Below are 22526 nucleotides of genomic sequence, written 5' to 3'. Positions count from 1 at the left end.
CGCTTCCCTTCGGTGTTTCCGACTCTATCAGATCTTTTCGATCCGATTTCCTCGGTGCTTTCCAGGTTCACGCTTCCGCGTTTCCCTTTCCGGCGATTCCCACTTTATCAGAAGTTTCGGGGCGGATTTACCGGCCTTCGTTTTCCGACTTATCGGGAGGTGCTTCCGCGGAATCAGCGTTCCGGCGAGAAGCGGCTAGATGCTCACTGTCGCCCTCCGAGGGTGATACCTCGTCTCCAGGCAACTGTTCAAATCTACCTCCCCACACGTTCCGTGTCAACGGCTCCTGCGGGGCGATGAGGAGACTAGCAGCTCAACGGGCCGCTCCGCACATCAGGCCGCCGTGGGCACGTCGGCGCCGCGCTCGGACTCCTCGAGATCACCCGTTTCGCCCGCGCGTGCCGCTCGTCCGCCCACGACATAGACGTAGGCCAGGAAGGCCAGCTCGGCGACGACTCCGATGGTGATGCGCGCCCACGTGGGCAGGCCCGACGGGGTGACGAAGCCTTCGATGGCGCCCGAGACGAAGAGGACGAGGGCGAGGCCGATCGCCATGGCCAGGGCTGCCCGGCCCTCCTCCGCGAGGGCTGTGCGCCGGGTGCGCGGGCCCGGGTCGATGACGGTCCAGCCGAGGCGGAGGCCGGTCCCCGCGGCGACGAAGACCGCGGTGAGCTCCAGGAGGCCGTGCGGCAGGACGAGTCCGAGGAAGGTGTCGAGGCGGCCGGCCGAGGACATCAGGCCGAAGCCGATGCCCAGGTTGAGCATGTTCTGGAAGAGGATCCACAGGACCGGCAGGCCCAGGAAGACACCCAGGATCAGGCAGAGGGCGGCGGCCCACGCGTTGTTCGTCCATACCTGGGCGGCGAAGGAGGCCGCGGGATTGCTCGAGTAGTACGTCTCGTACTGACCGCCGGGGCGGGTGAGCTCGCGCAGTTCGCTGGGGGCCGCGATGGACGCCTGCACCTCGGGGTGGGTGGCTATCCACCAGCCGAGCAGGGCCGCCACGGCCGTGGAGAGCAGCGCCGTGGGCACCCACCAGTGGCGGGACCTGTAGACGGCGGCCGGGAAGCTGTGGGAAAGGAAGTGCGTGACGTCCCGCCAGGATGCCCGGCGGGCGCCCGTCACGGCACTGCGCGCGCGGGCGACCAGTTGGCTGAGCCTTCCGGTCAGCTGTGGATCGGGAGCGGCCGACTGGATGAGGGAGAGATGGGTGGCGGCGCGCTGGTAGAGGACGACGAGTTCGTCGGCCTCGGCACCGGTGAGGCGGCGCCGGCGCCGGAGGAGGGCGTCGAGGCGGTCCCACTCCGCGCGGTGGGCGGAGACGAAGACGTCGAGGTCCATCGGTGTGCCTGCTCCTCGGGTGTTCGTCGGCAGTCGGGTCATCAGCTTGGCAGACTGGCGGTGTTCGGGGCAGGCCAGGGAAGGGCGGCGGGCGTGAGTGAGCTGGTGACGGGCGAGGCGGTGGCCCTGGAGTTGCGCCCCGCGAGGCTGCCCAGCAGGGCGCTGGCCGTGCTGCTCGATCTGGCGGCCGCGGTGGCCGCGTACATCGCGGTGACGATCGGGCTCGTGGCTGCCACGGCTTCCCTGGACGAGGCGGCGCGGACGGCGATATCGATCGCGGTGTTCGTCCTGGTGCTGGTGGGCGGGCCGATCGTGGTCGAGACGCTCAGCCATGGCCGGTCGCTCGGGAAACTTGCGTGCGGGCTGCGGGTGGTGCGGGACGACGGGGGGCCGATCCGGTTCCGGCATGCGCTCGTGCGCGGGCTGATCGGCGTGATCGAGATCCTGATGACGCTCGGGGTCGTGGCCTGCATCGCCTCGTTGGTCTCGGCGCGTGGCCGGCGGCTCGGGGATGTGTTCGCGGGGACGCTGGTCGTACGGGAGCGGGTGCCGGCCGGGCGGGCGGATTTCGTGCCGCCGCCTCCGCCGTGGCTCGCCGGACGCTTCTCCGGGCTCGATCTGTCGGCGGTGCCCGACGGTCTGTGGCTCGCCGTGCGCCAGTACCTGACGCGGATGCGGCAGCTCGATCCGGCGGTCGGCTGGTCGATGGCGGAGCGGCTGGCCGGGGACCTGGCGGAGCGCACGGGGGCGCCGGTGCCGCCGGGTGTGCCGCCCGCGGCGTATCTGGCAGCGGTGCTTCAGGAGCGGCAGGTTCGGGAGGCGCGTCGGGCATTCGGGAACGGTACGGGCGTGGCGGGCGGGCAGGTCGGTACCGCTGGTCCGGCGGGCGGCGCCGCCGCGTTTCCCGGCCCGCCGGTGCATCCACCCGTCCCTCCCACCGCGGCCGTGCCGCCGTCGGCTCCGGGAGTCGCGGCTCCGGAATCCGCAGCGCCGACGGACGCGCCTGCCGATCGGCCCTCGACGGGGTTCGTCCCACCGGCGTAGGCCTCTGGAGGACGGTCGGTCAGGGGAAGACCGACGGTGGTGATTCGAGGTCCTCCAACTCGATGCCGGGGGCCGCGAGGACCACGTCGCCGGCGAGGTGAACGGCGTGCTGTTCGCCCGTGTCCAGGGCTGTGACCTGGTATTCGTCCACGGTCAGGGGGCCGTTGTCAGTGGCGTGTGTTTCTCTTTTCACCAGCGCCCAGGACTGGTCCAGGGTGCGCGGGGCGAGGACCGGGTCCGTGAGGGCGACGAGGCGTACGCGGGTGGCCGCGGAGGTGGGGGTGAGGCGCAGGAGACGGGCGGTGGCGACGAGGAACGCCGGGGACGAGCCCGTGAAGGCGTGGGCGCGCGCATTGCCTTCCGTGGCGTGGGTGCCGGTGGGGTCGGTGCGGACCCAGGTGACGCCGTCGAGGGCGGCGCCGCGGACCTGCCAGCTCGCGGCGTGGAGTTCGAGGCGGATGGGGCGGCCGAGTTCGTCGAGGGCCAGGTCGACCGAGCCCAGGTGATCGCCGGAGGGGGCGGTGAGCTGGGAGACGTAGCGCCAGCCGGAGGGGCCGGGGGCGCAGTGGAAGTGCTCTTCCGCGAGGGGGGTGTGATCGTGCGGATCGTGGAGCGAATAACGGCCGCGGGGCATGGGGGTCCTGGGTCGTGACGGGCTGGGCCGCTCGCCGGTCCGTCCAAGGGGCAGGCCCCCGGCACGGGGGTGCGGGGGCCTGCCTCGGTGGACCTGCCGCCGGGGAGCGCGTCCGCGTGCGGACGTGTTCCCCGGGGTGGGAGCGCCGGATCAGTAGCGGTAGTGGTCCGACTTGAACGGGCCCTCGACCTTCACGCCGATGTACTCGGCCTGCTCGGGGCGGAGGGTGGTCAGCTTCACGCCGAGCGCGTCGAGGTGGAGGCGGGCGACCTTCTCGTCGAGGTGCTTGGGCAGCACGTAGACGCCGGTCGGGTACTCGTCGGGCTTGGTGAACAGCTCGATCTGGGCCAGGGTCTGGTCCGCGAAGGAGTTGGACATCACGAACGACGGGTGGCCGGTGGCGTTGCCCAGGTTCAGCAGGCGGCCCTCGGAGAGGACGATGATCACCTTGCCGTCGGGGAAGGTCCAGGTGTGCACCTGCGGCTTGATCTCGTCCTTGACGATGCCGGGGGTCCTGGCGAGGCCGGCCATGTCGATCTCGTTGTCGAAGTGGCCGATGTTGCCCACGATCGCCTGGTGCTTCATCTTGGCCATGTCCGAGGCCATGATGATGTCCTTGTTGCCGGTCGTGGTGACGAAGATGTCGGCCTTGTCGACGACCTCGTCCAGCGTCGTGACCTGGTAGCCGTCCATCGCGGCCTGCAGGGCGCAGATCGGGTCGATCTCGGTGATGATCACGCGGGCGCCCTGGCCGCGCAGGGACTCCGCGCACCCCTTGCCCACGTCGCCGTAGCCGCACACGACGGCGGTCTTGCCGCCGATCAGGGTGTCGGTGGCGCGGTTGATGCCGTCGACCAGGGAGTGGCGGCAGCCGTACTTGTTGTCGAACTTCGACTTGGTGACGGCGTCGTTGACGTTGATCGCCGGGAACAGGAGGGTGCCGTCGCGCTGCATCTCGTACAGGCGGTGGACGCCGGTCGTGGTCTCCTCGGTGACACCGCGGATCTCGGAGGAGAGCTGGGTCCACTTCTGCGGGTTCTCGCCCAGGGTGCGGTTGAGCAGTTCGAGGATGACGCGGTGCTCGTCGGACTCGGCGGTGTCGGGCGAGGGGGCCTTGCCGTCCTTCTCGTACTCGACGCCCTTGTGGACGAGGAGGGTGGCGTCACCGCCGTCGTCGAGGATCATGTTGGGGCCGCCGGTGGGGCTGTCCGGCCAGGTCAGCGCCTGCTCCGTGCACCACCAGTACTCCTCGAGGGTCTCGCCCTTCCAGGCGAAGACCGGGACGCCCTGCGGGTTGTCGGGCGTGCCGTTCGGGCCGACGGCGATGGCGGCCGCGGCGTGGTCCTGGGTGGAGAAGATGTTGCAGGACGCCCAGCGGACCTCGGCGCCGAGGGCGACCAGGGTCTCGATGAGGACGGCGGTCTGCACGGTCATGTGCAGGGAACCGGTGACGCGGGCGCCGGCCAGGGGCTGGGCCTCGGCGTACTCCTTGCGGATCGCCATCAGGCCGGGCATCTCGTGCTCGGCGAGGGTGATCTCCTTGCGGCCGAACTCGGCCAGGGAGAGGTCGGCGACCTTGAAGTCCTGTCGGTTGTCGACAGTCGTCATTGCGAGCTGCTCCTCGGTGTATGGGTCGAGGTGGGTACGGCTGGTCTGCGCGGCGGCGGACACAGGGGTGCCCGAAGAGGACACAGGCATGCCGGTGCGCGCAGCGCAGTCCGTCGGAGGCCCTCTCTCCCTCGGCCGGTCCCGGGTGGGACCGCCCGACCGCCATCAGCAGCGACGTCTGGCTCCGTCCCAAGCTACACCGCCGGACCGGGCGGCCCCCAGTCCGGCCGCGTACACATCAGGCCGATTTCAGGCAGGGGCCTAGTGGCCGGTGTCCGGCTGGGTGGGGCCGCCGGGGGTGGCTCGGGGGTCGGGGCCCTTGGCCGCTTCGGTCTCGCTGTAGATGTCGGGCTCGAGGTAGATCACGCGGGCGATCGGGACGGCCTCGCGGATGCGGGTCTCGGCGGCGTCGATGGCGGTGGCGATCTCGGTGGCCGTGTCGTCGTGCCGGACGGCGATCTTCGCCGCGACCAGCAGTTCCTCGGGGCCGAGGTGGAGGGTGCGCATGTGGATGACGCGTGTGACGGTGTCGCCGTCGACCGCGGCGGCCTCGATCTTCCGGGTCTCCTCGGGGCCCGCGGCCTCACCGAGCAGCAGGGACTTCGTCTCGACGGCGAGGACCAGCGCGATCAGGATGAGCAGGACGCCGATGCAGAGGGTGCCGATGCCGTCCCAGACGCTGTCTCCGGTGGCCAGCGCCATGCCGACACCGCCGAGGGCGAGGATCAGACCGACGAGCGCGCCGAGGTCCTCCAGGAGGACGACCGGCAGTTCGGGCGCCTTGGAGTGGCGGACGAACTCCTTCCAGGAGCGCTTGCCGCGCAGGACGTTGGATTCCTTGATGGCGGTGCGGAAGGAGAAGCACTCCGCGATGATCGCGAAGACGAGGACGCCGACCGGCCAATACCAGTGCTCCAGCTCGTGCGGGTGCTTGATCTTCTCGTAGCCCTCGTAGAGGGCGAACATGCCACCGACCGAGAAGAGCACGATGGAGACGAGGAAGGCGTAGATGTAGCGCTCGCGGCCGTAGCCGAAGGGGTGCTCGGGGGTCGCCCGGCGCTGGGCCCTCTTGCCGCCGACCAGCAGCAGGCCCTGGTTGCCGGAGTCGGCGAGCGAGTGCACGGACTCGGCGAGCATCGACGAGGAGCCGCTGAAGAGGAACGCCACGAACTTCGCTACCGCGATCGCAAGGTTGGCGGCGAGTGCCGCCACGATCGCCTTGGTGCCGCCTGACGCGCTCATGTGTCGCGTTGTCCCTTCGTACGCCGTGTGGGGCCGCGGGCAGGCGGGTTCGTACGCCGCCCGGGCCGGGCCCGTCGTTTGACGGTGGGACATTGTTGCAGCCCGGCCCGGCGTCGGCGCGGCGGTTCGTCGGCGGGGGAGGGTCAGGCGATGACCGTGGCCCTGAACAGCGTGCCCGGGCCGGCCACTTCGGCCTTCGCGCCCGCGGGGACGAACACGGAGGTGCCCGGGGACAGTTGGTGCTCGCCCGCCCGTACGGAGCCGGCGGTGCAGAGCAGGATCTGCGCGGTGGTGAGGGTGAGGTCGTGGACGGCGCCGCCCGCGGGAAGGACGTAGCGGGAGAGGCGGAACTCGTCGATGGGGGTCTCGTAGACCTCCTCGCCGTCGGGGCCGGCCTCGGGGCGCAGGACTCCGGGGTCGCGGGACTCGAAGCGGACGATGCGCAGGAGTTCGGGGACGTCGACGTGCTTGGGGGTCAGGCCGCAGCGCAGGACGTTGTCCGAGTTGGCCATGATCTCGACGGCGAGTCCGTCGAGGTAGGCGTGCGGGACTCCGGCGCCGAGGAAGAGTGCCTCGCCGGGCTGGAGCCGGACGTGGTTGAGGAGCATCGCGGCGATGACTCCCGGGTCGCCCGGGTAGTGGTGGGCGATGCCGGCGTAGGGGGCGTAGTCGCCGCCGAGGCGGTCGCAGGCGGCGGCGGTCTCGGCGACCGTGCGGGCCATCTCCTCGGGGTCGGCGGTGAGGATCGCGGTGAGGACCTCGCGCAGGGCCGCCTCCTCGGGCCGGGCGTGCAGCAGGTCGACGTACGGCTTGAGGGAGTCCACGCCGAGGCCGTCGAGGAGTGCGGCGGCGCGCAGCGGGTCGCGGAAGCCGCACAGGCCGTCGAATTCGGTGAGGGCGCAGACCAGTTCGGGCTTGTGGTTGGCGTCCCTGTAGTTGCGGTGCGGGGCGGTCGCGGGAACGCCCCGGCGCTCCTCGTCCGCGTAGCCCTCCCTCGCCTGGTCGAGGTCGGGGTGGACCTGGAGGGAGAGCGGGGCTCCGGCGGCGAGGAGCTTGAGGAGGAAGGGCAGCCGGGGGCCGAACCTGGCGACCGAGTCCGGGCCGAGTTCCTTCTCCGGGGCGGCGTCGATGACCTCGAGGAGCGTGCCCCGGTCGGTGCGGGAGGGGGCGCCGGCGTGGGCGCCCATCCACATCTCCGCCTGCGGCTCGCCGGTGGGCTCGGTGCCGAGCAGCCGCGGGATGGCGGTGGTGGATCCCCAGGCGTAGGGGCGGATGGTGTTGTCCAGGCGGTCCATGGGGATCTCTGTTCCTTCTGCCGGTTCTCGTGCGGGCGCGCGGAGGGAGGTCAGGGGGTCCCGGGCATGATCAGGCTCCCGAGGCGAGCGCCAGGTAAACGGCGGCGAAATCCGTGACGGCGATCAGTTCCGCGAGGGTCTCCAGTTCACCGCCCGCCTCCGGTTCCAGTTCGCTGATCGGCGTGTCGTGGGTGAGAGCCAGTTCGCGGGCGGCGGGGGCGGCGGTGAGGCCGCCGATGGGACGGTCGCGGAGCAGCACCACACGCGCGTGCAGGACGGGCGTCTCCTCCACGCGGTCGCGGAAGAAGTCGTCCGGGTCCGCTCCGGCGGCGAGCCGGCCGGCGAGCAGGGCGCTGTGCGCGGCGAGTGCCTCGGGCAGTTCGGCGACGACGGCGGGTGTGCCGGACAGTTCGGCGAGCGCGGCGGCGAACCGGCGGCCGGCCGGCCCGGCCGAGACGCCCTCGGTCCAGATGACGGGCAGGCTGTCGGCGAGTTCCGCGGCCAGCGTCTTGGCGGGATTGCTGTACGTCACGATCGCGGGCCCGCAGCGCTCGGCGATGCCGTCGAGACGGTTGGCGACGTTCTCCAGGGCGTCGGGCGGGGCGGTGAGCAGGCCGGTGCGGTCCAGGAGCGCGAGCAGCGGGGTCAGCAGCGCCCACAGCACGCCGGGGGCGGCGGCCGCGAGGGGTTCGTCCTGGTCGTAGGGCGCGGTGGCCATGGGGACGAACAGGCCGTGGGAGCCGGAGACCGCGTCGGCGAGCGGGGTACGGGCGGGGGCGACGGCGACGACGGTGCAGCCGCGGCGGTACGCCTGCTCGGAGAGCAGGGACAGGCCCGGTTCCGTGCCGTCCGGGGTGGCGATGAGGAGCAGGTCCACGGAGCCTGCCCAGCCGGGCAGTTCCCAGCGCAGGGCGCCGGCGGCGGGGGCGACGCCGGTGGGGGCGAGCCGGGTGACCGGGCTGCCCGCTCCGGCCAGGGTGCCGAGGAGGTCGGCGGCCTGGGTGGCGGCGGCGCCGGGGCCGGCGATGAGTACGGCGCGGGGGCGGCCGTCGGGCTTGAGGTCGTTGACGCCGGCCTCGGCGGCGTGCCGTGCGGCGGTGCGGACGCGGGCGCCGGCTTCGGCGGCGCCGCGGAGCAGGGCGCGGCGGTCGGCCTCGGCGAGGCCCTCCGGTGAGTCGAGCAGCGATTCGTCGAGCATGTGCGGCAGGCTCCGATCTCCGATCGGGGGCGTCGGCGGTACTGCGTGCGCGGGCGCGGGGTGCGCGGTGCGCGGTGCGCGGTGCGCGGTGCGCGGTGTGACGTTATGCGGGGCGGCGGGCCTCGTCGATGAGGAGGACGGGGATGCCGTCGCGGATGGGGTAGGCGAGGCCGCAGTCCTGTCCTGTGCAGGTCAGCTCGGTGTTCTGCTCCTCGAGGGGGGAGTGGCAGGCGGGGCAGGCGAGGATGTCCAGGAGGCCGGCTTCGAGTGGCATGAGGGGGTTCCTTCGCTGGGTGGATGTGCTGGTCAGGGTACCGCCGGTGGGGGACGGGCGGTGGGGTGGGCGGGGTTGTGCGGTTGCTCGGCGTCGGGGCCGGGCGGGGGGTGGTCGCGCAGCCCGGCGCTTGCGGGGTGCCGTCGCGCCCACCCGTGCCGCCCTGCGGCACGACTGCCCGCGGAGAGCGGAGGCTGGCGCCCGCCGACGGCGCGGGCGCCAGCCGCGACTGTCCGCGGAGAGCAGGGTCAGAACCCGCGGAGGGCGGTGCGGTGCCCGCGGAGAGCGGAGAGAGTGCCCGCGGGCTGCGCAGGTGCCAGCCGCGAGCTGCCCGCAGAGGGCAGGGCCGGGGCCCCGCGGAGAGCGGTGCGGTGCCCGCGGAGAGCGGAGAGAGTGCCCGCGGGCGGTGCGGGCGCCAGCCGCGGCTGCCTGCGGAGAGCCGGGTCGGGGCCCGCGGAGAGCGGTGCGGTGCTCGCGGCTGCGCGCGGAGAGCGGAGAGAGTGCCCGCGGGCTGCGCAGGTGCCAGCCGCGGGCTGCCCGCGGAGAGCCGGGTCGGGGCCCGCGGAGAGCGGTGCGGTGTCCGCGGAGAGTGGAGAGAGTGCCTGCGGGCGGTGCGGGCGCCAGCCGCGGCTGCCTGCGGAGAGCCGGGTCGGTGTCCGCGGAGGGTGGAGATAGTGCCCGGAGGGTGGAGGCGGGGTCCGTGGAGGGTAGGGCAGTGCCCGTCGGCTGGTTGCGGTGGGGGTGGGGGGTTAGGACCTGATGAGGGTGAGGGCTTCGTCTCGGATTTTGGTCATGGTGGCTCTGTCGCGGGCCTCCGCGTTCAGGCGGAGGAGGGGTTCCGTGTTGGAGGGGCGGACGTTGAACCACCAGTCGGCGGAGGTGACGGTGAGGCCGTCGAGTTCGTCGAGGGTGATGCCCTCGCGGCCCTCGTACGCGGCCTTGATCGCGGCGAGGCGGGCGCTCTGGTCGTCGACAGTGGAGTTGATCTCGCCGGAGCCGGTGTAGCGGTCGTACTGCGCGACCAGCGCGGACAGGGTGCCCCGCTGGCCGCCGAGGGCGGCGAGGACGTGCAGGGCGGCGAGCATGCCCGTGTCGGCGTTCCAGAAGTCGCGGAAGTAGTAGTGCGCGGAGTGCTCCCCGCCGAAGATCGCGCCGGTCCTGGCCATCTCGGCCTTGATGAAGGAGTGCCCCACGCGGGTGCGTTCGGGGGTGCCGCCGTTCTCCCGTACGACCTCGGGGACCGACCAGGAGGTGATCAGGTTGTGGATGATCGTCCCCTTGCCGCCGTTGCGTGCCAGCTCCCGGGAGGCGACCAGGGCGGTGATCGCGGACGGGGAGACCGGCTCGCCCCGCTCGTCGACGACGAAGCAGCGGTCGGCGTCGCCGTCGAAGGCGAGGCCGAGGTCGGCGTCCTCCTCGCGGACCCGCTTCTGCAGGTCGACGAGGTTGGCCGGGTCGAGGGGGTTGGCCTCGTGGTTGGGGAAGGTGCCGTCGAGTTCGAAGTACATCGGGACGACGGTGAGCGGCAGGCCGGCGAGGACCGTCGGCACGGTGTGTCCGCCCATGCCGTTGCCCGCGTCGACGACGACCTTCAGGGGGCGGATCGCGGTCAGGTCGACGAGCGCGCGCAGGTGTCCCGCGTAGTCGTCCAACGTGTCGCGCCGGGTGATCGTTCCCGGGGTGCCGGCGGCCGGCTCGGGGGCGCCGTCCGGTCCGCTCCACCGCTCCACGAGTTCCCGGATCTCCGCCAGGCCCGTGTCCTGGCCGACCGGGGCGGCGCCCGCGCGGCACAGCTTGATGCCGTTGTACCGCGCCGGGTTGTGCGAGGCGGTGAACATCGCGCCCGGCAGGTTCAGCGCGCCCGAGGCGTAGTAGAGCTGGTCGGTCGAGCACAGGCCGATCTCGGTCACGTCGACGCCGTGGGCCGCCGCGCCCCGCGCGAAGGCGCCCGACAGGCCGGGGGACGAGGGCCGCATGTCGTGGCCGGTGACGATGGCGGTCGCGCCGGTCACCCGGGCGAAGGCGGCACCGAAGAGCTCGGCGAGCGTCTCGTCCCACTGGTCGGGGACGACCCCGCGCACGTCGTACGCCTTCACGATCTGCGACAGATCAGCAGCCACGGCCAGCCTTTCCGGAGGTCCTGTCGGTCGTCACAAACTACCCGTAGAGGGTGACGCTCCGGACGGGGCCCACGTATGTCACGGGTTCAGGGCGGCACCTCGCGCAGCAAGGTTTCCTCGCCGACCGCTGGGTCCGGTCAGTTGTCCGGTGAACGCAGGACGCGCAGGTGGCCGCGGCGCGCGACCTCCATCGGGTCGGCCGTGCGGGAGCCGCCGGCTCCCGCCGCGCGCTCCTGGGGGCGGGCGGCCTCCCGCACCGCGTTCGCCAGCGCCTCCAGGTCGTCCCCGCTGGGCTGGGCCGGGGCCGAGCCGTCGAGCAGCCGGACGACCTCCCAGCCGCGCGGTGCGGTGAGGCGCTCGGAGTGCTCGGCGCACAGGTCGTAGCAGTGGGGTTCGGCGTAGGTGGCGAGCGGGCCGAGGACCGCGGTCGAGTCGGCATAGACGTACGTCAGCGTCGCGACGGCGGGACGGCCGCAGGCGGTGCGCGAACAGCGACGTACAGGGCTCACGAGGTTGGACGGTACCGCACTCTTGAGCGGGCCGCGACGACTCTCCACCAGGTCACTCCCCCGTGTCGTGGTGTGAAACGCCCCACATACCCCTTTGGCCACACCTTGCTGACCTGGGTGGACGCACGGCTTCCCGAGCGCGGACGCTTCTGATTCCGGTCACCACTTGGCACAAACACCGTCAAATGCCTTGATCCCATCGGTCTCGGAGAGATATGGAATCGAGCCCAACCTTGGCCGGAATGGTCATGTTGTGACATGGCGCGCGGGTCGGCGCCAAGCGGGGCGGGCTTCGGGCGGGGCGGCGGTGCGACGACTACCCTTCGCTGTGATGGACAGCCCTGTGACCCCTCGTCCCACCGGCCCCGGGCCCCGACGCCGTGATCGCCACGGCCGGGGGATGCGCGGGCCGATCGCGCCTCCCCAGGTGCCGCTCGCCGCCAGCCGCGCGGAGACGTTCGCGGATCTCGTGCGGGACTCGGTGGAGCGGCTGGAGCGGCGGTGGCCGCAGCTCGCCGACATCGATTTCCTGGTGCTGGACGTGCCCCGGCCGGCGGACGCGGGGGCGGGCCCGTGGAGCGACGAGGCGGTGCCGCTGGGCGGGACCGTGACCGCCCGCGACGGGCGTCCGGCACGGGTGGTGATCTACCGGCGGCCCGTCGAGATCCGCACCAAGGGACGCGACGAGCGGGCGGCCCTGGTCCACGAGGTCGTGGTCGAGCAGGTGGCCGACCTGCTCGGACTGACGCCGGAGACGGTCGATCCCCGCTACGGGGAGGACTGACCGGCCCTCCCGGACACGAACACGGGGCCGGGCGGAACCCGCCGGGCCCCCTACTTCTGCAGCACCGACAGGTCCTCGCTCGCCTCCGGAACCGCCACCGTCCCCCGGTCGTCCGGGAGCGGCTGGACGGTGAAGAACGCGACGCCGTCCTCCGTCGCCGCGAGCGTGCGGGACGCGTAGACGGGGGTGTCCGACTCGGGTTCGACGGTGAGGGCGTACGTGCCCTTCGCGCCGGACGGCGCGGGCGCCTCGATGTTCTGGGTCGTGCCGGACTTGATCGTGTACGTCTTGGACTGCGGCGCGCCGCCCTCCGTGCCCGCGGAGGCGGTCACCTTGACCTTGGCGGTGCCCTCGGGCGCGGTCACCGAGAGGGTCGTGCCCTCGGCGGTGTTGTCCACGGCCGTCGCGCGGGTGCCGACCGGTCGTGCGGCCGGGATGAACGCCGACTCCTGCTTGTCGCCCTCGCCGCGCAGCACCCGGACCGCCGCCACGACCGGCACGGAACCGTCCGGCGCCGTCAGCACCAGGGAGCCCGCCTCGCCGCGCGTGATGTCGCCGAGGTCGACGGCCGCCGTCATACCGCCCTTGACGTGCAGCGTCTCGTGACCGGCCGGGGTGATCAGACCGGACGGGGAGGCGAGGCGCACCTTCAGGTCGACGTCGGCGTCGCGCGGCGTGAAGGCCACCAGGCGGACGGCGGTGGCGTCCTTTGGGATGCCGGGCAGGACCAGGCTGCCCGAGGGGTCGGCCGCCGCGGGCAGCCAGTCGCCGCCCAGCTTTTCGTCCAGGGCCTGCACGGCGGCGCCGACCCGGCCGCTGCGCACGACCACGTGCACGGTCACGTCGGTCTGCTTCTCCTCCGTGAGCGTCGACAGCAGCACCGGCTCGGAGGAGTGCGGCTGGACCGTGATGCCCTCCCCCACCGTCGTCTCCAGGGCGCCGTCCTTGCCGTAGAGCTCGATGTCCACCACCGCCGCCGAGTCGTCGGGGTTGGTCAGATGGACGTAGTCGGTGCGGTCCTCGCCGGTGCTGGTGCCCGGGAACCAGAACTCGGTGTCGGCGGGCGTACAGGTGACGCCCTGGAGGCCCCGGCCGGTGCCCGCGGTCACCTCGGTCGTCTGCTGCACGGTCCAGCCCGGCGCGAAGCGCCCGTCGGCCGTGCCGACGAGGGCGGGGGCCTCGCTCCCGGAGACCTCCCCGGTGGCGGGCTTTCCGGGGTCCCCGGGCTTCAGTACGGCCTTCTCGTCGTCCTTCGGCTCCTTGGTGGCCGGACGGAGCTCGGCCCCGCCCTCCTTCTTCGTGCCCTCCGTGACCGGCGTGAACGACGTGTAGGTCGTCTCGGCCAGGTCGGAGGTGCTGGGCCGGGGGCACAGCAGGCCGGTGCGCTCCACGGGGAGGTGGGCCGCCGCCCCGGCCGGCTCGTCCGCGGCCCCGGCGTCGGGGGAGGACACCGCGGCGAAGCCGGTCACGGCGGCGAGCGCGGTCACGCCCGCGATCAGGGACAGGGTGGTGCGGTTCACTGCTGGCTCCCGTCGGGACGCTCGTTGCCCGTGCCGTGGGGGTCGTACGGAGTGTCGTAGCCCTGTGCGTAGTTCTGGTCGTAGCCGCCCTGGGGGTACGTCCGGTCGTACTGCTGTTGCTGGGCGCCGTACGCGTACGGGTCGTACTGGCCGCCGCCCTGCTGCGGGTAGGCGTCCGGCGGGTACGGGCTGCCGTAGGTGTCCGTGCCGTACTGCTGCTGGTACGACGGGTCGCCCGGGTAGGCGTTGTCGTCGTAGTCGGCGTTCGCGTACCGCGCCGCGTCCCAGTCGCCGTAGTCGGGCTGCTGGGGGACGGGCGCGGAGGCCGGGGGCTGCTCCGGCGGCGCGGGGAGGTCGCCCTCCGGGGCCCCTTCCTCGGGGGCGGCTTCCTCGGGGGCGGCTTCCGCCTCCGCCTGGGCGCGCAGGCGGCGGGCGCGGCGGCCCTCGCCGGCCATGGCCTCGGCGGGCACGGACGGCTCCTCGGGCAGGTCGTCGTCGATGTCGCGGCGCCGGCCCGGCAGGGCCATGACGACGAGGACCACGGCGAGCAGGCCCTGGGCCCACAGCCAGGCGGTGTGGGTGAGCGGGGCGTCGTAGGTGACGTCCAGGGTGCCGCCGGAGGCGGGGAGTTCGAAGCCCTGGGCCCAGCCGTCGACCGTGGTGCGGGAGAGCGGCCTGCCGTCCAGGGTGGCGGTCCAGCCGTCGGCGGCGGAGTCGGCCAGGCGCAGGACGCGGCCCTCCGCGCCGCCGGGGATCTTGGTGTGGATCTCGACCGGGCCGGCGGAGACGGGCACGGGCTCGCCCTCGCCGTCCTTGCCGGGGACGATGCTCGCGCGGGCGACCTGCCGGTCGACCCGCCACAGCGCGCCGCCCGCCTGCTGGCTGAGCCGGCTCAGACCGGGCGTGGCGTCCAGGACGCGGGTGACCTCGCGCGGCGCTCCCCGGTGGACCAGGACGTAGCGGACGGCGAAGCCGCCGAGTTCGTCGGCCTGGTCGGCGCCCGATCCGGCGACGAGGTTGGCGACGACCTCGTCGAGCCTGGTGTTCTCGCCGTCCACCGCGGCGGTCTCGGCGTCGCCCATGCGGGCGCCGGAGCCGCGCACCAGTACGTAGCCGACCCGGTCGGCGGAGTCGCTGTCGAGGACGAGGGTGCGGGCCTGGTCGCGGGTGCCGCTCTCCTCGGCGACGAAGGCGGGCACCTGCACCGGGTCGCGCCGCTGGACGGGCCCGTCGGCGCCGCGGATCATCCAGCCGGCGGCCAGGACCAGCGGGCCGACGGCGCACGCGAGGGCGATCAGGGCGGCCACGGGCTGGCGCCAGCCGAAGCTCTGCTCGGCGACCCGGGAACGCGCCCCGTCGGCGCCGAGCGCGGCGGCGGCCAGCACGGCGATGCCGTAGACCAGGGTGGCCGGGCCCGCCCAGGCGGAGCTGTTGGACAGGACCGCGAAGACGAGGCCCACCAGGGCGGCCGCCCACGCGGTGAGGATCGCCGTCCGGCGTTCGGAGCGGAGCAGGGCGGCGAGTGCGGCGAGCACCAGGCCGATGAGCAGCGGGCCGGCGGCGGTGCCGGGGCCGCCCGGGCTCGCGCCGAGCAGGTCGAGCGCGGAGGCCGCCGAGGGGCCGTACTCCAGACCGGCCTCCTGGAAGAAGCCGAAGGGGAGCAGGGAGAGCGACCAGGGGGCGAGGACCAGGAGGGGCGCGCCGAGCTGGGCCAGGAAGCGCGGTCCGTACGCCGCGAGGTCGGTCCTGCGCAGGGCCAGTACGCCGACGCCGAGGACCAGGGCGATCGGCCACACGATCGGGGTGAAGGCGGTGGTGACGGTGAGCAGCAGCGCGTACGCCCAGGTGGCGCGCCAGCTGCCGCGCACGTCCTGCGGGTTGGTCAGACCGCTCGCGGCGATGCCCGCGCGGGCGAGGAGCGGCAGCAGCACGGCGAGGACGGCGGTGCCGATGCGGCCGCCGGCCAGGGCGCCGGTCGCGGCGGGCAGGAAGGCGTAGGCGACGGCCGCCCACGCGCGCAGCAGCCGGGACGGGACGAGCGGACGGGAGGCGAAGTACGCGGTGAAGCCGGCCAGCGGTACCGAGCCGACCAGCAGGATGGTGACGGCGAGGCCGGTGGAGCCGAACAGGAGGGAGGCGAGGGCCGCCACGATGGCGAGGTAGGGCGGTGCGGAACCGGTGCCGCCGGCGCCCACGGTGTGCCAGGCGTCGGTGTAGCGCGCCCACAGGTCGCCGGCGTCGGCGGGTGCGGGCAGCAGGGCGCCGCCGGCGAGCGCGCCGCCGCCGAGGAGGTGGCGGCAGGCGGCGAGGGAGACCAGCAGCAGCACCAGGAAGAGCACCGGTCCGGGTCTGCGGGCGATGCGCTTGAGGCGGGCGAACTGCTCGACCTCGAGGAAGTCGGCGTCGTCGCCGCCGGGTCCGGACTCGATGGCGCTGCCGTGCCGTCCCGCGCCGGAGGCGGCTTCGGGGTCGGAGCGGCCGACGAGGCTGCCCGCGACCTGCTCGACGGTGACGCGGACGGTGGCGCCGGGCGGCGGGAACAGCGGCCGCATCTCGCCCTTGTCGGTCTGCGGGCTGCCGCGGTGGCGCCGTCCGGCGAGGATCCGTTCGGGGCGCAGCAGGGTGCCCATGAGGCCGCGGATCTCGTCGACGGCCTGTCCGGGGGCCTTGCCGACGAGGTAGGCGAGGGTGCGCAGCAGGGTGCCGAGGACGATCCGGAACAGCACCCAGGGCAGCGCGGCCGTACGGGCGTTGACGAGCAGGGTGTAGACGGCGCCCGCCTTGTCCACCTTGTGGGGGGAGGCGGCGGTGCGGCCCACGCAGTCGACGGTGCGGCGCTCGCGGGAGGCCGCCTCGGCGTGCCGCACGACCGCGTCGGGGGCGACCAGCACCCGGTGTCCGGCAGAGTGGGCGCGCCAGCACAGGTCGACGTCGTCGCGCATGAGCGGCAGGTGCCGGTCGAATCCGCCGAGCCGGTCGAAGACGTCGCGGCGGACCAGCATGCCGGCGGTGGACACCGACAGCACGGGCCGTACGTGGTCGTGCTGGCCCTGGTCCTGCTCGCGGCGGTCCAGTCCGGTCCAGCGGCGGCCGGAGTCGGCGATGGAGACGCCGACTTCGAGGAGCTGCCTGCGGTCGTACCAGCCGCGGAGTTTGGGGCCGACGACGGCCACGTCGTCGCGGCCGAGCTCGTACTCGTTCTCGACGACGCGCAGCAGCTGGGCCAGGGCGTCGGGTTCGGGGGCGCAGTCGTCGTGCAGCAGCCAGAGCCACTGGACCGGTTCGCCGTGCGGGAGTTCGGGCAGGTCGTAGGCGTCGTCGCGCCAGCTGCGGGTGACCGGGTCCCAGCCGCTCGGCCGTTTCAGGTAGGGCAGGTCGTCCGGTGTGAGGTGCGGGGCGCTGCGGTTGCACTCCTCGACGGCCTGGCCGAAGCCGGTGCGCCGGGCGAGGTGCAGCACGTGGTCGTCGCCGAGGGCGTCGGTGACGAGCCGGGCGGAGTCGTCCGCGCTGCCGGTGTCGGCGCCCATGGCGAACTGGACGGGGCGCTCCTGGCCGAGCAGCCCGGCGAGCGCGTCGGGCAGCCAGCGGGCGCCGTCGTGGGAGACGAGAACCGCGGTCACCACGTGACGCGGGAACTCAGGTGCGGCAGCGAGGTCTTGACGGGCTGCCGGGTGGCTGTGCACGGACATCGAGGTACGGGCCCCGGTTCGGTGGACTGTGGGGGACGCCTGCGCCCGGTGGGGGCGGCGGGGCGTCTCGGACGAGCGCCCACACTATCGGCTGGGCAACAAGGCGGCCCGCCGCCTGTGGACAACCCACCTGCGACGGGCCTTAAGTCCCGTATGTGCGAACTGACGTGCGTGCGGCGATGCGTGCGTACGGCGAAGACGGCGCGCGTACGGCGGAAGACCGGAGTACGTACGGCGAGGACGCCCCGGACGTCAGACGGCGGCCTTCTTCAGCCGGCGCCGCTCCCGCTCGGACAGGCCGCCCCAGATGCCGAAGCGCTCGTCGTTGGCGAGGGCGTATTCGAGGCACTCGGAGCGGACCTCGCACGCGAGGCAGACCTTCTTGGCCTCCCGGGTCGAGCCGCCCTTCTCAGGGAAGAAGGACTCGGGGTCGGTCTGGGCGCACAGCGCGCGCTCCTGCCAGCCGAGCTCCTCTTCCGCGTCGTCGACCAGCAGTTGCTGCACCAGCTCGGTCATGTGCGCCCCTCGTCCGTCCTTCGCGTCCCCGTGTGATCCAGCCGTTACCGATTCCGGCTGAACGACACGAGTGAAATTACAAGTGTGCTGCTCCGGGCGAGTCAAGCCGAGATCTGCTATTGGGCCCCTTATTCACTCTGCGGAACCAAGGCCGAGCGGAAAGTGTTCAAATCACCCTAAACCTTGACACACGCGCGGGACCCGAGAGGGTTTCCAGCCCCGCACGGGCCCTCCACAGGGAGGACGCCCAGGAGATCGATCTCGTTGCGACACCCGCACCGGTGCGAACCGGATCACAGTCGGATCACGGGATCGCAACGGCGCGCATGGCGCCCGGCCGTGCGCACCTTGTGTCCCGGGAAACGACTGAGCAAACCTTTCACCTGTGAGATGAACCGGATGAGGTGAACCATGTCCCACAAACCGGGCGTCGAGTTGACAGTGGTGGAGTGAACCGCTGTCCTTGAGGGCATGCTCGCGAATCAGGCACTCACCCCGACCCGCTCCGCCGGGTTCCCCGGTGCTGCCCGCGCTCGCTGTAGCTGTCGCTGTTCCGGCTGTTGAGCCACCCGCGCTCCCGCCACCGCTGAGTCCCACACGACTCGGCCGCCGCCGTTTCCTTCGCTCCATCAGGGCACCCCTCGCCGCCGCCCGCCCGCGACCCGGGCGCGCGGGCCCGGTGACACCCGCACCCCGCCGCTTCCCCGCCAAGGAACCTCCGCACCCATGAACAGCGACAGCGACCTCCAGATCGCCGGCGACATCCTCGAAGTCCCGCACCTGCTCCAGCCCCCGCGCGAGCACCCGGCCACCGTCGCCGAGTTCGCCGGCCTGGCCCGCTCCATCGCCGCGGACCGCTCCCAGTGGGAGCACCTCGTCGAGTACGACGCCACCAGCCGCTGGTACCACCGGCTGCGCACCGGCCCCGGCTACGAGGTGTGGCTGCTGTCGTGGGTGCCCGGCCAGGGCAGCGGGCCGCACGGCCACGGCCGCTCCTCCGGGGTGCTCACCGTCCTCGACGGCGTGCTCACCGAGCGCACGGAGCGCGGCACGCGCGTGCTGACGGCCGGCGCACAGCGCGTCTTCGCGCCCGGCTACGTCCACGAGGTCGTCAACGACGCGCTGGAGCCGGCGGTCAGCCTGCACATCTACTACCCGGGCCTGACCGACATGCCCATGCTCTCCCGGTCCCGGCTCCGTCCGGCCGACGAGACCGCCGGCGCCCCCCACTGCGAGGCCCGTCCGGCGCCCGGTCCGGTGACTGCCTGACGCGATGTCGTAGCGGCCTGCAAGGATGACCCCATGCGCATTGTGGTTCTGGCAGGCGGCATCGGCGGTGCCCGTTTCCTGCGCGGTCTGAAGCAAGCCGTGCCGGACGCGGACATCACGGTCATCGGCAACACCGGGGACGACATCCACCTCTTCGGGCTGAAGGTCTGCCCGGACCTCGACACGGTGATGTACACGCTCGGCGGCGGTATCAACGAGGAACAGGGCTGGGGGCGGACCGACGAGACCTTCCACCTCAAGGAGGAGCTCGCGGCGTACGGCGTCGGCCCGGAGTGGTTCGGGCTCGGCGACCGGGACTTCGCCACGCACATCGTGCGGACCCAGATGCTGAGCGCCGGGTATCCGCTCAGCGCGGTGACCGAGGCGCTGTGCGACCGCTGGAAGCCGGGGGTGCGCCTCATCCCGATGACCGACGACCGCGTGGAGACGCACGTCGCGGTCACGTTGCCCGACGGCGACTCGGGCGCGGGGTCCGGCGAGCGCAAGGCGATCCACTTCCAGGAGTACTGGGTGCGGCTGCGGGCGTCGGTGCCGGCCGAGGCGGTCGTGCCGGTCGGCGCGGAGCAGGCGAAGCCGGCCCCGGGCGTCCTGGAGGCGATCGCCGCGGCCGATGTGATCCTCTTCCCGCCGTCCAACCCCGTGGTGTCCGTCGGCACGATCCTTTCGGTGCCCGGCATCCGGGAGGCGATCGCCGACGCGGGCGTGCCGGTGGTCGGTCTGTCGCCGATCGTCGGGGACGCGCCCGTGCGCGGCATGGCCGACAAGGTGCTCGCGGCCGTCGGTGTGGAGTCCACGGCCCCGGCGGTGGCCGAGCACTACGGCTCGGGCCTGCTGGACGGCTGGCTGGTCGACACGGTCGACGCGGCCTGTGTGGAGCGGGTCGAGGCGGCCGGGATCCGCTGCCGTGCCGTACCGCTGATGATGACGGACGTCGACGCGGCCGCGCGGATGGCGCGGGAGGCGCTGGCGCTGGCCGAGGAGGTGCGGGCCGTATGAGCGGCGCCGGCTACCGGGTCTGGGCCGTGCCCGGACTGCCCGAGATCCGCCGGGGCGACGACCTGGCCAAGCTGATCGCGGCCGCCGAACCGGACCTGGCCGACGGTGACGTCCTCCTGGTCACCTCGAAGATCGTCTCCAAGGCGGAGGGCCGGATCGTCGAGGCGGCCGACCGGGAGGCGGCGATCGACGCGGAGACGGTCCGCGTGGTGGCCCGGCGCGGCTCCCTGCGCATCGTCGAGAACCGTCAGGGTCTGGTCATGGCCGCGGCCGGCGTCGACGCGTCCAACACGCCGTCCGGCACGGTCCTGCTGCTCCCCGAGGACCCGGACGCCTCCGCGCGGGCGATCCGCGAGGGGCTGCGCGACGCGCTCGGCATTCAGGTGGGCGTGATCGTCACCGACACCTTCGGCCGCCCGTGGCGCGCGGGGCTGACGGACGTGGCGATCGGCGCGGCGGGCGTACGGGTGCTGGACGACCTGCGCGGCGGCACCGACGCGTACGGCAATCCGCTCAGCGCCACCGTGGTCGCGGCCGCCGACGAGCTCGCCGCGGCGGGCGACCTGGTCAAGGGCAAGGCCTCGGGCCTGCCGGTGGCCGTCGTCCGCGGCCTGCCGCACATGGTGGCGGCCGACGACGGCGAGGGCGCGCGGGCGATGGTGCGCGGCGCGCGGGACGACATGTTCCGCCTCGGCACCTCCGAGGCCGTACGCCAGGCGGTGACCCAGCGCCGTACGGTGCGGGCGTTCACGGACGATCCGGTCGACCCGGAGGCGGTGCGCCGCGCGGTGGCGGCCGCGGTGACGGCCCCCGCCCCGCACCACACCACCCCCTGGCGGTTCGTCCTGCTGGAGTCCTCCGAGTCACGTGTGCGTCTCCTGGACGCCATGCGGGAGGCGTGGATCGCGGACCTGCGCCGCGACGGCAAGACGGAGGAGTCCATCGCCAAGCGCGTCCGCCGCGGCGACGTGCTGCGCAACGCGCCGTACCTGGTCGTGCCCTGTCTGGTCATGGACGGCTCGCACACCTACGGCGACGCGCGGCGGGACGCGGCGGAGCGGGAGATGTTCGTGGTCGCCGCGGGCGCCGGGGTGCAGAACTTCCTGGTCGCGCTGGCCGGGGAGCGGCTGGGCTCGGCGTGGGTGTCGTCGACGATGTTCTGCCGCGACGTGGTGCGCGAGGTGCTGGACCTGCCCGCGGACTGGGACCCGATGGGCGCGGTGGCGGTCGGCCATCCGGCCGGGGACCCGCCCCCGCGGCCCGAACGGCAGGCGGGCGCCTTCGTCGAGGTGCGGTGAGCGGCCCGCCCGGGCGCCTACCCTCTTAGGGGGCCTCCTCGACGGCGGGCCCCCTTCCGCTTCACCTCCACCCCTGGGATCCGCTCGTGGCAGGACGTTTCACTCCCCGCCCGACCCGTACGACCGTGCGCGGCGGCCATGTCTCCGTACCCGCGGGCGCGGGCGTCCCCCGTCAGGCGCCGGCTCCGGCACGGGTACGGACCTGGGTGCCGGACGGTCCGCTGGACCTCGGCCTGGTGCTCGGTCCGCTGCGGCGCGGGCCCGGGGACCCGACGTTCCGGGCGCTGCCGGACGGGTCAGTGTGGCGGGCCAGCCTGACGCCGGCCGGCCCGGGGACCCTCCGGGTGACGGAGCGGTCCGGCGGGATCCGGGGCGAGGCGTGGGGGCCGGGCGCGGACTGGCTCTTGGAGCGGCTGCCGGAGATGCTCGGGGCCGCCGACGACCCGTCCGCCTTCGTGCCCCGGCACCGGCTGCTGGCGCTGACGCAGCGTCGCCGGGCGGGGCTGCGGCTGACGCGGACCGGGCTGGTGCTGGAGTCGCTGATCCCGTCGATCCTGGAGCAGAAGGTCACGACGGGAGAGGCGTACCGGGCGTGGCGGCTGCTGGTACGGAAGTTCGGCGAGCCCGCGCCGGGTCCCGCACCGGAGCGGATGTCGGTGATGCCGCCGCCGCGTGCCTGGGCACTGATCCCGTCCTGGGAGTGGCACCGCGCCGGGGTCGACGACAAGCGGGCGTCGACGGTGCTGCGGGCGGTGCGGGTCGCTGCGCGGCTGGAGGAGGCGGTGGGGATGGCCCCGGCGGCGGCGCAGGAGCGGCTGGAGCTGGTGCCGGGGATCGGGCCGTGGACGTCCGCGGAGACGGTGCAGCGCAGTCATGGGGCGGTGGACGCGGTGACGGTGGGGGATCTGCATCTGCCGGGGATCGTGGGGTGGGCGCTGGCGGGGGACCGGTATGCGGATGATGCGGTGATGCTGTCGCTGCTGGAGCCGTATGCGGGGCAGCGGCATCGGGCGGCGCGGTTGATTTTGTTGAGCGGGAGGGTGCCGGAGCGGCGGGGGCCGCGGATGCCGTACGGGGATATCGGGCGGCTGTGAGTTTCGGGTGCCCCGGCGTTGGTGCTGGGCGGGGGGTGGTGGCGCAGCCCGGCGCCGGCGGGGTGCCGTCGCGC

18 protein-coding genes are annotated in these 22526 nt (G+C 73.3%); 6 read left to right on the top strand and 12 right to left on the bottom strand.

The features are described 5' to 3' along the window. Positions 1–333: 333 nt before the first annotated feature. Positions 334–1341, bottom strand: a complete 1008-nt coding sequence (locus ACZ434_RS25190) for a stage II sporulation protein M (protein ID WP_468459535.1) — start codon at positions 1339–1341, stop codon at positions 334–336. Positions 1342–1434: 93 nt separating this feature from the next. On the opposite strand from ACZ434_RS25190, the gene ACZ434_RS25185 reads away from it, so the two are divergent. Then, positions 1435–2385: an RDD family protein gene (locus ACZ434_RS25185; RefSeq protein WP_468459557.1), complete on the top strand. Its 951-nt coding sequence runs from the start codon at positions 1435–1437 to the stop codon at positions 2383–2385. Positions 2386–2404: 19 nt separating this feature from the next. Here the strand turns inward: ACZ434_RS25185 and ACZ434_RS25180 are convergent, their stop codons facing one another. From ACZ434_RS25180 to ACZ434_RS25145, 8 genes are all read right to left on the bottom strand, one after another. Further along, a complete protein-coding gene (locus ACZ434_RS25180; RefSeq protein WP_468459533.1) occupies positions 2405–3019 on the bottom strand; it encodes a hypothetical protein in 615 nt (204 codons plus the stop codon). Between the two features lie 150 nt (positions 3020–3169). Beyond that, positions 3170–4627, bottom strand: a complete 1458-nt coding sequence (ahcY, locus tag ACZ434_RS25175; RefSeq protein WP_468459530.1) for an adenosylhomocysteinase — start codon at positions 4625–4627, stop codon at positions 3170–3172. Between the two features lie 261 nt (positions 4628–4888). Then, the gene (locus ACZ434_RS25170) at positions 4889–5869 is read right to left on the bottom strand and encodes a cation diffusion facilitator family transporter (RefSeq protein ID WP_468459528.1); all 981 of its coding nucleotides are present in this window, start codon (positions 5867–5869) and stop codon (positions 4889–4891) included. A 143-nt stretch (positions 5870–6012) separates the two neighbouring features. Next, positions 6013–7164, bottom strand: coding sequence for a mannose-6-phosphate isomerase, class I (gene manA, locus ACZ434_RS25165; protein WP_468459526.1), 1152 nt, complete (start codon positions 7162–7164; stop codon positions 6013–6015). A 70-nt stretch (positions 7165–7234) separates the two neighbouring features. Then, a complete protein-coding gene (locus ACZ434_RS25160; RefSeq protein ID WP_468459524.1) occupies positions 7235–8362 on the bottom strand; it encodes an SIS domain-containing protein in 1128 nt (375 codons plus the stop codon). 103 nt (positions 8363–8465) lie between these two features. Next, the gene (locus ACZ434_RS25155; protein ID WP_468459522.1) at positions 8466–8636 is read right to left on the bottom strand and encodes a Trm112 family protein; all 171 of its coding nucleotides are present in this window, start codon (positions 8634–8636) and stop codon (positions 8466–8468) included. A gap of 749 nt (positions 8637–9385) precedes the next feature. Continuing rightward, positions 9386–10756: a phosphomannomutase/phosphoglucomutase gene (locus ACZ434_RS25150; protein WP_468459520.1), complete on the bottom strand. Its 1371-nt coding sequence runs from the start codon at positions 10754–10756 to the stop codon at positions 9386–9388. 137 nt (positions 10757–10893) lie between these two features. Beyond that, entirely contained in the window at positions 10894–11313 is a 420-nt protein-coding gene (locus ACZ434_RS25145) for a DUF3499 domain-containing protein (RefSeq protein ID WP_468459518.1), read from the bottom strand. A 283-nt stretch (positions 11314–11596) separates the two neighbouring features. On the opposite strand from ACZ434_RS25145, the gene ACZ434_RS25140 reads away from it, so the two are divergent. Next, a complete protein-coding gene (locus tag ACZ434_RS25140) occupies positions 11597–12049 on the top strand; it encodes a metallopeptidase family protein (protein WP_468459516.1) in 453 nt (150 codons plus the stop codon). A 50-nt stretch (positions 12050–12099) separates the two neighbouring features. Here ACZ434_RS25140 and ACZ434_RS25135 read toward each other — a convergent pair whose 3' ends face one another. The 3 genes from ACZ434_RS25135 to ACZ434_RS25125 form a co-directional block, all read right to left on the bottom strand. After that, positions 12100–13569 (bottom strand): DUF5719 family protein, encoded by a 1470-nt coding sequence (locus ACZ434_RS25135; protein WP_468459514.1) that lies wholly within the window; start codon positions 13567–13569, stop codon positions 12100–12102. Next, entirely contained in the window at positions 13566–17192 is a 3627-nt protein-coding gene (locus tag ACZ434_RS25130; protein WP_468459512.1) for a glycosyltransferase, read from the bottom strand. Before ACZ434_RS25130 ends, ACZ434_RS25135 begins: the two co-directional genes overlap by 4 nt. 318 nt (positions 17193–17510) lie before the next feature. Then, a complete protein-coding gene (locus ACZ434_RS25125) occupies positions 17511–17774 on the bottom strand; it encodes a WhiB family transcriptional regulator (RefSeq protein ID WP_103542468.1) in 264 nt (87 codons plus the stop codon). Between the two features lie 726 nt (positions 17775–18500). On the opposite strand from ACZ434_RS25125, the gene ACZ434_RS25120 reads away from it, so the two are divergent. From ACZ434_RS25120 to ACZ434_RS25105, 4 genes are all read left to right on the top strand, one after another. Continuing rightward, positions 18501–19043, top strand: coding sequence for a cysteine dioxygenase (locus ACZ434_RS25120; protein WP_468459509.1), 543 nt, complete (start codon positions 18501–18503; stop codon positions 19041–19043). A 33-nt stretch (positions 19044–19076) separates the two neighbouring features. Further along, positions 19077–20060, top strand: coding sequence for a 2-phospho-L-lactate transferase (gene cofD, locus ACZ434_RS25115; protein WP_468459507.1), 984 nt, complete (start codon positions 19077–19079; stop codon positions 20058–20060). Next, positions 20057–21358 (top strand): coenzyme F420-0:L-glutamate ligase, encoded by a 1302-nt coding sequence (locus ACZ434_RS25110; RefSeq protein ID WP_468459505.1) that lies wholly within the window; start codon positions 20057–20059, stop codon positions 21356–21358. The genes cofD and ACZ434_RS25110 overlap by 4 nt, the downstream gene beginning before the upstream one ends. Before the next feature lie 86 nt (positions 21359–21444). After that, positions 21445–22452, top strand: coding sequence for a DNA-3-methyladenine glycosylase family protein (locus tag ACZ434_RS25105; protein WP_468459503.1), 1008 nt, complete (start codon positions 21445–21447; stop codon positions 22450–22452). Positions 22453–22526: the final 74 nt, after the last annotated feature.

This window comes from Streptomyces sp. NPDC030893 (assembly GCF_055571535.1).
The sequence above is the reverse complement of the archived record's forward strand: the minus strand, read 5'-3'. Positions and strand labels throughout refer to the sequence as shown.